The organism is Ruegeria sp. CDSC068, assembly GCF_059610545.1.
In genome coordinates, this window is the sequence record NZ_JBXWNV010000005.1 from 157,451 (window position 1) to 169,840 (window position 12,390).

Genomic DNA, 12,390 nt, shown 5'->3' on the forward strand with positions numbered 1-12,390 from the left:
TATGTATACCAGATACACACTCTCACAAGCCAGTGCCCAGGGATGCAGGTCATTTGTGTCAGCTACTGTGTGCGAGGTTACCGGATTGATCCTTTCCGGGAAACGGAACAAGCCGCTTGGCGTCTTCGTCCCACAGTTTCAGGTTTAAAGCGGCAACAGCCTCGGGGAATTTGATCCGGCGGGGCGTGAATTCGGGCGGTAGGTTATAGTGGCATGCACGCAGCCGATAAGACGGAATGCGCGCATTGAAATGATGGATGTCGTGCAGCGTGATGCACGCAACCGCATTGTCGAACCACCACCCGAAATCCAGCGCCGATGATCCCTGAAGCGCCGCTAGTTGCGGGTCCAGATCCGGACGACGGTCCCAGTATGTGTCTTCGAAATTGTGCTGCAGATAGACCAAAAACACACCCAGCATCCCGCCCAAAAGCGAAAACACCAACCAGACCAGAATACCCGTGGTGCCAGCTATCAGGTAAAGAAGGCCAAGAAAGACGATGATCGACAAGTTGTGCAGCAATACACCCCTCACGCCAAACCTAACCGTGTTCTTGGGCCACCGATAGCGAATGAAATACGTGAACAGCGCCCCGGCCGGAACCAGGATGAAGGGATTTCGGTAGAGCCTGTAAAAAAGGCGCGCTTTCCAATCCGCCTTGTTCCATTCCCGCACGGTCATCGTATGGATTTCGCCCGTCTCACGGTGCTCAAGATTGCCGATACCGGCGTGGTGCAGGTTGTGATTCTGTTTCATCACCTCGAAGGGCGCAAAGGTGAACGGCGAAAGACCGTGCCCCGCCCACTCGTTTTGGCGACGTGTCTCAAACAGCGAGTGATGCCCGCAATCGTGCTGTAGCACGTAAAGGCGCACCGCCGAAAAGGCAAAGACGACCCCGGCCGGGATCATGACATACCAGCGATCCACATAGGCAATCGCCAGCGCCAGCGATGTGAAATACATCGCGAAGGTTCCAAAATAGCTCAGCGCGGCCAATCTGTTGTCCTGAACCGCGTATTGCCGAGTGTATTCCCTCAGATCCATCCAGCCGCTCCTCACGTTGGTCAGGTCCAATGGTTGTCAAAAACTGGTGCGGAAGCTCCGCGTGAAATTACGCACACAAAAACAGATGCACGCCAGTGAATGCTAGCGTGGGGAAATGGGGCTGTCACGCCCCTCAGCCGAAAATGCTGAAAATTGGCGCAGTTACGCGCGACCCTTGAGATGTTTGGCCAAGGCGCCCGCGTTTTTCTTACGGCGTCCCTTGTACGGGTTCTTGTCCCCCTGTCCGCGCAAAGTCAGGCGGATCGGAGTACCGGGCATGTCAAAAGATTCGCGCAGACCATTGACCAGATACCGGGTGTAACTGGCTGGCATTTTGTCAGGGTGCGAGCACATGACAACAAAGCCCGGCGGGCGGGTTTTGGCCTGAGTCATGTAACGCAGTTTGATCCGGCGACCTTGCGGGGCTGGCGGCGGGTGCTGTTCCAACATAGCCGTCAGCCAGCGGTTCAGCGCGGCCGTCGGCACACGGCGGTTCCAGATGTCATGGGCCCGCAGAATCGCGGCGCGCAGGCGCTCTAGCCCCCGGCCCGTCTTTGCCGACACCGTCACCAGCGGTGCGCCACGCAATTGCGGCAGCAAACGCTCGAACGACTCTTTCAGATCCCGCAGCTTTTCCTGTTTGTCTTCTTCGATGTCCCATTTGTTGATGGCGACAACAACGGCGCGACCCTCACGCTCGGCCAGATCGGCAATACGCAGGTCCTGCTGTTCGAAGGGGATGGCGGCGTCCAGCAGAACCACCACCACTTCAGCAAATTTCACGGCGCGCAGGCCATCCGAGACTGAAAGCTTTTCAAGTTTTTCCTGCACCTTGGCTTTTTTGCGCATACCGGCGGTATCAAAGATACGCATCGGTGTGCTGTCTCCGTCCGGGTCGGCCCAATCGATCCGCAGACTGATGGCATCGCGCGTAATACCAGCCTCTGGCCCGGTCAGCAGGCGGTCTTCGCCAATGATCTTGTTGATCAATGTGGATTTACCGGCATTCGGGCGGCCAACAACTGCCACCTGCAACGGCTTTTCAGCGGTGATCAGGGGCGTCTCGCCCTCGCCGTCCTCATCCAGTTCAATATCGGTTTCCGGTGCATCCTCGACCGCCTGTTCTTCGGCGGCATCGGCCAAGGGCATAAGCTGGGAATAAAGATCAGTCATTCCTTCGCCATGTTCGCCCGACAGGCGCACCGGCTCACCCAGACCAAGGTTATAGGCTTCAAGCACACCGGCATCCGCTGCGTTTCCTTCGGCCTTGTTGGCCGCAAGGATCACGTGTTTGGAACGTTTGCGCAGAATTTCGGCAAACAATTCGTCGGTCGGCGTGACCCCGACGCGCGCGTCAATCATGAACAGACAGACATCTGCCATGTCTACCGCACGCTCGGTCAGGCGGCGCATGCGGCCCTCAAGGCTGTCGTCGGTTGCGTCCTCAAGCCCCGCAGTGTCGATCACGGTAAAGCGCAGATCCCCCAGACGCCCCGGGCCTTCGCGCAGGTCGCGCGTCACGCCGGGCTGGTCGTCGACCAAAGCCAGACGTTTGCCCACAAGGCGATTGAACAGGGTGGATTTGCCCACATTCGGGCGCCCCACGATGGCGAGGGTCAGCGACATGATACTCAACTTTCAAGACTCAGACGCGCCCTTTAGCGCATCTTGTGGTCAACGGAAAGCGTGCAAATCACCTTTGGTCGACACGACGTACAGTGTTTGACCCGCCACAACCGGTGCCGTGGTCGCGCCACCCGGCACTTCGACACGGTTCACCAGTGCTCCGTCAACAGGGCTGAAGAACCGAACATAGCCATCGTTCGAGGCGATGACGATGCGCCCACCCGCGATGATCGGACCATAATGCGCGTAGACCGCCCCCCGGCGTCCCGGCTTGTCCTTGACAAAACCCGGCAGGTCCTGCGCCCAAACAATCGCTCCGGTCGCAGCGTCCAGCCGCACCAGTTGGCTGCGGTCACTGATCAGGAAAATACTGTTGCCAGCGGCCCAGACCGTATCGACGGCCCCTTCGTCTGCGGTCCATATCCGTTCGCCGGAATTGGCGTCAAACGCAACTGTGCGCCCAGAATGGTTGCCTATATAGATCTTATCACCCGCAACCATTGGTCCACCGGTTACATCGACGATCTGCGCCGCCGCACGTCCGCGACGTCCCCCGGCTACTGACGCGTTCCAGCGGCGAATTCCCCCCCGACGGAACGTCGCTGCGACATCACCCGAGCCAAAGGCGAACACGGAAAAATCGGATGCAATGACTGGCGCCGGTGCACCCAGAACGTTTCCAACGCTTGGGGTGCCCTGAATTTGCCAGGCAATGCGGCCGTCCTTGGTGTTGACCGCCCAACCGGTTTCGTCACCCGCCACCAGATACAGCAGACCGTTACTGACCAAAGGCGCGCCGCTACCGGTCGCGTTCAACCTTTTTTGCCAACGAACTGCACCGGTCTTGGCATTTAATGCTGTAAGGCGGCCATAACCGGAGGACACATAAAGCACACCGTTGTCATAGGCCATGCCACCACCCGTGGCATCCGAGTCGCCATCACTTGGCGGAATAAGATCGGTGTTCCAAACGACCTGCCCTTGCGGCGACACTGCAGACACCGTTGCGCCGGCATCAAGCGTATAGATCAACCCGCCCGCAACAACGGGATCAGCCGTGATCCGCTGCTTGCGCGAGTCACCCTGACCGATTGATGCGGACCAGATGCGCTGCGGCGTTGCCCGCAACTGTGCATTGGTCGTCCGGAACGCAGCCGTACCCGGGCTTTGCGGCCAACTCGCGTTGGCTCTTTGTGCCGGAAGGCTGATCGATTTTGAGCCCCGAGTTTCCACCGTTTCGGTATCGGCAGTGGGCCGGATATCTTCTCGCGGCCCCGGCAAGATAACCTCGGGTTCCCGGCAGGCGGCGACCAGGGTCAGTGAAAGGGCTGCCATCGGCAATCCAATACGGGAGAATAGACTTGCTACCATGATGTTCCGAACTCGCCTGTAAGTTTTCCTGCCGCCACCGGATCAGCCCTGCTGGGCGATCAGCGGCTCTGGTTCGCCACCCAGCGCTACAATCAACTGAGCCGCACGCTGTTGCAGATCCACGCCAACTTCTGCGTCCTGGCGCAAGGCCTGAAGCCGCGTGATGGCCGCGTCAACATTGCCCTCGGACACATCAATCAGGGCCAACTGTTCTTCGGCCAGCAACCGCAGCGGAGCACCCGGCGCAGCCAGCGCTTCGAACTGAAGACGGCGATCGGCTACAGGCAGAGTGTCGCTTTGCAAAAGCAGCGCCTTGAAAGCCGCGATCGCGCGGTAGATTTCCGGCAGATCCCCTTGGGACGCAATGGCGTTCAGGCTGGCGACCGCATCCTGTTCCGATCCGGCCTCAAACTGAGAGGCCGACAACAGCATGTTAAGAACCGCATCTCCACCCGGCGATTGTGTTTCGACGGCGGCAAGACTGGCGGCACGGTCTTCCGACTGATTCTGTGCCAGCGCTGCCAGGATTGAATCACCCAAATCCTGCGCCTGGCTGGTTGCGCGCGACTTGCGGACTTCATTGAACGCAGCACCGCCCACGATCAGGACAACCACAAGCACACCGACCCAGCCCCATCTACGCAATAGCAAGAACAGGCGGTCCCGGCGTACCTCTTCGGTCACCTCATCAATAAAACTGTCGACGTCGCTCATCCCTGCCCTCCGGGGCTGCATCCTTGGTGTATGGCGCCATGTCATACCCCGGCGCAATCGCCAAGCCAAGAGCCCGATTTTTTACAATCTCGCCGGTGGCCTGCCCTCTTGTAGAAAAAAATAAACCGAACTATTCAGTTTAGTGTGGAAACGATACATAATCGTCCCCACTTTCTAGCATGACCGCAAAAAATATGTGGCGCAGAATTCTGGGAGTTGTCCTGCATGCGATTGATTTCATTAGTAAACGCCGCTTTGGTTATTGTTGTTTTGTTTTTTTTGGTTTTCGAACGGGACAGCCTGTTCTCTTTCGCCGGGCGCGCGGAAGCCGAGGCCAGCCCTGAGGTTGCCAGCGAATCTGGCGAAGTCGCGGACGTGGATCAGGCGACGATTGGCGTCGTTGCCGTAAGGTCAACTGCACGTGAAATTGACAGCGCCGTGTTGTTGCGGGGCCAGACCAAGGCCAATCGTCAGGTCGAAGTTCTGGCTGAAACCACATCGACCGTCATCTCAGAGCCTAAGCGCAAAGGCACGTTCGTCGAAGCCGGCGATCTTCTGTGCGAGCTTGACCCAGGCACGCGCCCCGCCAGTCTGGCCGAAGCAAAGGCTGCCAAGTTAGAAGCCCAAAGCCGCATTCCAGAAGCCGAAGCCCGCCTGGAAGAAGCACATGCCCGTGTTGCCGAGGCCGAGATCAACCTGACGGCTGCGAATAAACTGTCTGACTCTGGGTTTGGATCAGAGACACGCAGAATCTCAAGCGAGGCGGCAATGAGAACCGCCGAGGCCGGCATCAAGACCGCCGAAGCCGGCCTTGAGGCCACCCGCGCCGGAATCGAAGCCGCAACCGCCGAGGTCAAAGCCGCGGAACGCGAAATCGATCGACAGACGATCAAAGCGCCCTTCAAAGGGTTGTTGGAAAGCGATACCGCCGAATTGGGCAGCTTGATGCAGCCCGGCTCGCTATGCGCGACCGTTATCCAACTAGATCCGATCAAGCTGGTGGGTTTTGTGCCGGAAACCGAGGTGAACCGCATCATTGTCGGAACCGAAGCCACGGCGCAGTTGGTCACTGGCCTCCAGGTTTCTGGTCGTGTGACATTCCTGAGCCGCTCGGCCGATGAAACAACCCGCACGTTTGAGGTCGAAATCACTGTTCCGAACCCGGAACTGGCCATTCGGGACGGCCAAACCGCCGACATCCGCATTTCGGCCGCCGGGGCCAAGGCGCATTTTCTGCCGCAATCGGCACTGACCCTGAGCAATAACGGTCAACTCGGTGTCCGCACCATTGGCCAGAGCAACGTGGTCGATTTCCAGCCCGTCGTTCTTCTGCGTGATACTGCCGAAGGCGTTTGGGTCGGTGGCCTGCCGGAAACTGTGGACATCATCGTCATCGGGCAAGAGTTCGTGACCCGCGGCGTCACAGTTGAACCTACATATCGGGAAGCTTCGAAATGACCGGAATCGTCAGTTGGGCCGCTGGCCGGGCCAGAATGGTTCTGGCCTTTATCGCCATCTCATTGGTGATTGGCGGCTTTGCCTATGTCAGCCTGCCGAAAGAAGGCGAGCCCGACATTGAAATCCCTGCCCTGTTTGTCTCGGTTCAGTTTCCGGGCATCTCAGCCGAGGATTCGGAAAACCTGTTGGTCAAACCAATGGAGACCGAACTTGCGGACCTTGATGGGCTGAAAGAGATGACCTCGACCGCCGCCGAAGGGTATGCGGGCGTCGCGCTGGAGTTCGATTTCGGCTGGGACAAGACCGCGATCATGGCTGATGTGCGCGACGCGATGAACAGTGCGCAAGCCGAATTCCCCGACGGAGCTGAGCAATACTCGCTGACCGAGATCAATTTCTCAGAATTCCCCATCGTTATCGTCAACCTGACGGGTGCAGTCCCCGAGCGCACTATGGCGCGGGTCGCCAAGGCTTTACAGGACGACCTTGAGGCGATGGATTCGGTGCTCGAAGCCGGTATCGCGGGCAACCGCGACGAATTGCTTGAGGTCATCATCGACCCTCTTCGGCTTGAGGCATACAACGTCACCGCCGCCGAGCTTATCGATGTTGTACGCAACAACAATCAGCTGATCGCTGCCGGTGAGGTCGAAACCGCACAGGGCACATTCTCGGTCAAGATCCCCTCTTCCTTCAAAACTGCTCAGGATGTTTATGGCCTGCCGGTCAAAGTGAACGGCGACCGGGTCGTCACTCTGGGGGAATTGGCGCAGATCAACTATACCTTTGAGGACCGCGAAGGCACCGCCCGTTTCAACGGCGAACAAACCGTCGCGCTGCAGGTGGTTAAGCGCAAGGGCTACAACCTGATCGACACAGTCGAGGGTGTGAAACAAACCATCGCCGCTGCGCAGGCCAAATGGCCACCCGAGATGCAGGCCGCAATCAAGCTGGGCACCTCGAACGACCAAAGCCGCATCGTCGGCTCGATGGTCAGCCAGTTGGAAGGCTCGGTTCTGACGGCCATCGCACTGGTGATGATCGTTGTTCTGGCCTCTTTGGGCACACGCGCGGCATTGCTGGTGGGTTTTGCGATCCCGACCTCATTCCTGCTGTGTTTCGCCTTCCTGGCAGTCATGGGCATCAGCATCTCGAACATCGTGATGTTCGGCCTGATCCTTGCAGTAGGTATGCTCGTCGACGGGGCCATTGTTGTCGTGGAATACGCTGACCGGCGCATTAAAGAGGGCGTTGGCCCGATGCACGCCTATGTCGAGGCTGCGCAGCGTATGTTCTGGCCTATCGTGTCATCCACGGCCACAACCCTATGTGCCTTCCTGCCCATGCTGTTTTGGCCGGGTGTCCCGGGTGAATTCATGGGCATGCTGCCTGTCACGCTGATCTTCGTTCTGTCCGCTTCGTTGATCGTTGCACTGATCTATCTGCCTGTCATGGGCGGTGTTTCGGGCCGCCTGAGCCGGGTTTTTGACCGCACCTCTGACTGGCTGCGCGCGCGCACTGCTTGGTGGGTTCGTGCGGTTATGGTGCCGCCATCGCTGTACCTGATCTTCCTTGGTGCGATGCAACTGCTGAATCCGACCTATCTGTTGCCCGAAGGCGCATTCGGAGCAGTTCTGCTTGGTGCCTTCCTGTTCATTTTTGGGGCATTTGCCGGTTCTGTTACGTTGAGTGCCGCCAAAATAGAACGCGCACCAGATCAGCATGTACATACAGCGCGCGAACACACACCCTTTGGCTATGTCGTTAAGTTCCTGGTCGGCAACCCGATCATGCCGATTGTTTCGATTGTCGTCATTGGCTTCGCCGTGATGTCAGTCATGACCGCATTTGGGAACAACAATCGGGGTGTAGAGTTCTTCGTCGAAAGCGAACCCGAGCAAGCCACGGCCTATGTTCGTGCGCGTGGCAACATATCACTGGTCGAAAAGGACCAGATGGTACTGGCGGCCGAAGAAATTATCAGCGCGCATCCCGCAGTCGTGAACGTGTTTTCCTTTGCCGGAGAAGGCGGGCTGAACCAGAACAATGGAGGTGCGCAAGCACCAGCAGACACTGTCGGTCGCGTCCAGTTCGAAATCATCCCGTGGGAAGACCGGCCCAACGTGTCCGAACCGATCTTCGGCGGGTTGATCGACCGTGAAACGGTTGCCCCGGAATATGACGGTGACTTCGTGCTCGATCAGTTGAACGCCGAACTTGCGAAAATTCCGGGCTTCATCGTGGAAATCCTACCGCTGGAACAAGGCCCGGCCTCGGCCAAGCCCGTTCATTTGCGCATCAAGGCGGATGGCTGGGAAGAACTGACCTCAGCCACTGTTGCGGCCCGTAAAATGTTCGATGAAACACCCGGCCTGATCAAGATCGAAGATACCCTGCCCTTGCCCGGCATCGACTGGCAGATCGACGTGGATGTTGCCAAAGCGGGTCGTTTCGGCGCGGACGTCGCAACCGTTGGCGCGATGGTGCAGCTGGTCACGCGCGGGCTGCTGCTGGGCGAAATGCGCCCCGACAGCGTGGACGAGGAAATCGAAATCCGCGTTCGCCTGCCCGATGAAGACCGGGTTTTGTCGACACTGGATACGCTCAAGGTGCGTACGCCGGATGGGCTGGTGCCTTTGTCGAACTTTGTCACCCGCAAGCCAGTGGCCAAACTGGCCGAGATCAACCGGATCAACCAGCAGCGTTACTATGACGTGAAGGCCGACGTTGAGCCGGGCCTGAGCAAAGTTGTGATAGATAATGCGGACGGCACGGAACAGCGGCTGGCAGTTGTGCGCGGCGTCGTGGAAGGTACAGAACCCAAAGGCGCGATCATCACTGGACCGACCGGCAACAATTTCGAGCTTGTCATGTTGACGGGTGCGGGAGATGTAGATGCAGTGCGCGCCGATCTGGAATCTGGAAACGCCCGGATTAGCCTGATCAATGCCAACGAACGCATTGCAGTGCTGACCGAGTGGCTTGAAACCAATCCCTTCGGCAGCACCGTCAGTTGGGAATGGACCGGCGATCAGGAAGATCAGGCAGAAAGCCAGGCTTTCCTATCCAGCGCTTTCTTGGCTGCTTTAGGCCTGATGTTTGTGATCCTGCTGGCGCAGTTCAACTCGTTCTACAACTCGGTGCTTGTTCTGCTGGCCGTTGTGCTTTCGACCACCGGTGTTCTGATCGGGATGATGGTCATGCAGCAACCGTTCTCGATCATCATGACCGGTACAGGGATTGTGGCCTTGGCAGGGATTGTGGTGAACAACAACATTGTTCTGATCGATACGTATCAGGAATATAGCCGATATATGCCCCGGATCGAGGCTATCATCCGCACGGCTGAGGCGCGTATCCGCCCGGTTCTGCTGACCACCCTGACCACGATGGCCGGTCTGACGCCGATGATGTTCGGATTGTCGCTAGACTTCATCAATGGCGGCTATTCTATCGACAGCCCAACTGCGCTGTGGTGGAAACAGCTGGCGACGGCGGTTGTGTTTGGCCTGGGTATTGCAACGGTGCTGACCCTGATTGTGACGCCATCGTTCCTGGCGCTACGGGTGTGGGTCACCACCTATGCGGTATGGCTGGCCAAGGCGCTGGCACGGGCCACTGCAGGTCGTTCCAGCCAAATCGCTAAGGATATGGCGGTTGGTCACGCTGCCCGCCAGGTACAGGCGACCGAGGTTGTCTGGGGGGATGAGACGCCGACCGCGCCCGCACCGGATGCAGACAAGGATGAGCGTCCCGATCACCCGCCAACGTCACCCCTAAAGGCAGCCGAGTAATGCAAATGGCGAACCGCAAGGTTCGCCATTTTTCTTCTCCAGGACTTAGTCTCTAAGACCTAGTCGGTGAATACATATTCACCCAAATCACACAGGTTCAGCCCGAAGTCTTCAGCCGACGAACCATCGTCGAACGCCCCCCGAATATCGTAGACACATGTGGTCAGACCATCCGCGATAACAACATCGATTTCGTAATCGGGCGCGACATAGCCACCGCGCAGCAGGTTCCCCTCCCAGCTGTCGGAAGACGCAGGTGAGACATTGAACTCGACCAGATCCGCGCTGGATTCATTCACAACCAGAAATTCAAGATCCTCGGCAAATGCCGAAGTCGCCATAAGAACAGTTGCGGCCAAGGCTGCTGCTGCACGCATTTTCATTAGATATTCCTTTGATTAAGGTCCGGCCAAAGAACCTGGCACCGTGACTTTAGGTGATTTGTCACCAAGGAAAATAAACGTCAAATTAAACCTGCGGGAATGAACGCATTTTTGCAGGGCTGTTCTGCCCGGCCTCAGGAATTACCCTCATGACCGGATCAGGCCGCGTCCGCTTGCTGGCGACTCCAGAGCTGCGCGTAACGGCCCGAGCGCTTCAAAAGCTGGTCATGGGTGCCTTGTTCAAGGATTTCACCGCGTTCCAGAACGACAATGCGGTCCGCCTCGGCAATCGTGCTAAGGCGGTGCGCGATCGTCAGCACGGTTCGTCCTTCGCCTGCCCGCGCCAATGCATCCTTGATGTCCTGTTCGGTATCTGTGTCCAGCGCCGAGGTCGCCTCATCCAACAGCAGGATCGGCGGGTTCTTCAGAAGGGTACGCGCAATGCCCACCCGTTGTTTCTCGCCACCCGACAGCTTCAGCCCCCGTTCGCCTACCTTGGTGTCATAACCTTCGGGCAACGTCACGATGAAGTCGTGGATCTGCGCAGCTTTGGCAGCTGCTTCGACTTCTTCCTGCGTGGCCCCGTCCCGGCCATAGGCAATGTTGTACCGGATGGTTTCATTGAACAGCACAGTGTCCTGCGGTACCACGCCGATGGCTGCGTGCAGGCTTCCTTGTGTTACGTCGCGCACATCCTGCCCGTCGATCTTCAATGCGCCTCCGGTGACATCATAGAATCGGAACAGCAAGCGGCCTATCGTTGACTTACCCGAACCTGTGGCACCGACAATTGCAACAGTCTGACCAGCAGGTACCGTCAGCGACACACCTTTGAGGATCTCGCGGTCCGCATCATAGCCAAAGCGCACATTGTCCAATGTCACCTCACCACCACTGACCACCAGATCTGGCGCGCCGGGTTTGTCCTGCACCTCGGTCGGTTGTTCCAACAGGTCGAACATCTGCCCCATATCCACCAGCGATTGGCGGATTTCCCGGTAGACGGTGCCCAGAAAGTTCAGCGGCACTGTGATCTGGATCATATAGGCGTTGACCATGACGAAATCGCCGACGGTCAGCGTACCCTGCTGCACCCCCATGGCCGCCAGAACCATCACGCCGATCAGCCCGCAAGTGATCAGAAGGGACTGACCAAAATTCAGGAAGGCCAGCGAATACGCCGTTTTAAGCGCAGCCCCGGCATAGGCCTTCATCGACACGTCGTACCGAGCCGCCTCGCGCGATTCAGCATTGAAATACTTGACGGTTTCGAAATTCAGCAGGCTGTCGATCGCGCGTTGGTTGGCCTCGGTATCCTGATCGTTCATCTCGCGGCGCAACTTCACGCGCCATTCGGTCACCGCAAAGGTGAACCAGATGTACAGAGCGATGGTGACAGCAACGACAACCAGATACCAGACGTCGAACAGCCACATCAGAATGATCGCGACCAGCAACAATTCCAGGATCAATGGACCGATGGAAAACAGCAAAAAGCGCAGCAGGAATTCCACGCCTTTCACACCACGCTCGATGATCCGGCTCAGCCCCCCGGTGCGGCGCGTCACGTGGTAACGCATGGACAGCTGGTGGATGTGCTGGAAGGTCTCCAACGCCAGTGCGCGCAAAGCCCGCTGCCCTACAGGGGCAAAGGCCGCATCGCGTAGCTGCTGAAAGCCAACGGTCATCATCCGTGCGACACCATAGGCCACGGTCAGACCAACCGCGCCCAACGCCAGCGGCGGTACGCCCTCACCTGCCAGCCCATCGACAGCGCCCTTGTAAAGGATCGGAGTATAGACCGCGATCAGCTTGGCCAGCACCAGCATACCCATGGCTAGAACGACGCGACGTTTTACCCAAGGCTCGTCCTCGGGCCACATATATGGCGCAACCTTCCGGATCGTGCGCCAGCCAGAGCGGCGGTCGTCGGGCGTGGGCGTATCGGCTGAGGTCATTGGCGCTGCTCGTCTCATCACGTACCTGATCTGCGGTCAGA

General features: G+C 58.2%; 8 protein-coding genes. 2 read left to right on the plus strand and 6 right to left on the minus strand.

Annotated features, from left to right (window positions below; all coding sequences use genetic code 11):
- Positions 1-58 precede the first annotated feature (58 nt).
- The 4 genes from AC2FID_RS12180 to AC2FID_RS12195 all read right to left on the minus strand — a co-directional run bounded on the left by AC2FID_RS12180 (position 59) and on the right by AC2FID_RS12195 (position 4,756).
- Positions 59-1,045, minus strand: a complete 987-nt coding sequence (locus AC2FID_RS12180) for a fatty acid desaturase (protein WP_496837009.1) — start codon at positions 1,043-1,045, stop codon at positions 59-61.
- A gap of 162 nt (positions 1,046-1,207) precedes the next feature.
- Positions 1,208-2,671 (minus strand): ribosome biogenesis GTPase Der, encoded by a 1,464-nt coding sequence (der, locus tag AC2FID_RS12185; RefSeq protein WP_496696865.1) that lies wholly within the window; start codon positions 2,669-2,671, stop codon positions 1,208-1,210.
- Positions 2,672-2,719: 48 nt separating this feature from the next.
- The gene (locus tag AC2FID_RS12190) at positions 2,720-4,042 is read right to left on the minus strand and encodes an outer membrane protein assembly factor BamB family protein (RefSeq protein ID WP_496837011.1); all 1,323 of its coding nucleotides are present in this window, start codon (positions 4,040-4,042) and stop codon (positions 2,720-2,722) included.
- Positions 4,043-4,084: 42 nt separating this feature from the next.
- Positions 4,085-4,756, minus strand: a complete 672-nt coding sequence (locus tag AC2FID_RS12195) for a hypothetical protein (protein ID WP_496837013.1) — start codon at positions 4,754-4,756, stop codon at positions 4,085-4,087.
- A 225-nt stretch (positions 4,757-4,981) separates the two neighbouring features.
- On the opposite strand from AC2FID_RS12195, the gene AC2FID_RS12200 reads away from it, so the two are divergent.
- Positions 4,982-6,214, plus strand: coding sequence for an efflux RND transporter periplasmic adaptor subunit (locus tag AC2FID_RS12200; RefSeq protein ID WP_496837015.1), 1,233 nt, complete (start codon positions 4,982-4,984; stop codon positions 6,212-6,214).
- Positions 6,211-10,008: an efflux RND transporter permease subunit gene (locus AC2FID_RS12205; protein WP_496837017.1), complete on the plus strand. Its 3,798-nt coding sequence runs from the start codon at positions 6,211-6,213 to the stop codon at positions 10,006-10,008. The genes AC2FID_RS12200 and AC2FID_RS12205 overlap by 4 nt, the downstream gene beginning before the upstream one ends.
- Positions 10,009-10,067: 59 nt before the next feature.
- On the opposite strand, the gene AC2FID_RS12210 is transcribed toward AC2FID_RS12205, so the two are convergent.
- Positions 10,068-10,391, minus strand: a complete 324-nt coding sequence (locus AC2FID_RS12210) for a hypothetical protein (protein WP_472724037.1) — start codon at positions 10,389-10,391, stop codon at positions 10,068-10,070.
- Between the two features lie 158 nt (positions 10,392-10,549).
- Positions 10,550-12,349 carry an ABCB family ABC transporter ATP-binding protein/permease gene (locus AC2FID_RS12215; RefSeq protein WP_496837019.1) on the minus strand — a complete coding sequence of 600 codons (1,800 nt, stop codon included), beginning with the start codon at positions 12,347-12,349 and terminating at the stop codon, positions 10,550-10,552.
- Between the last annotated feature and the right edge of the window lie 41 nt (positions 12,350-12,390).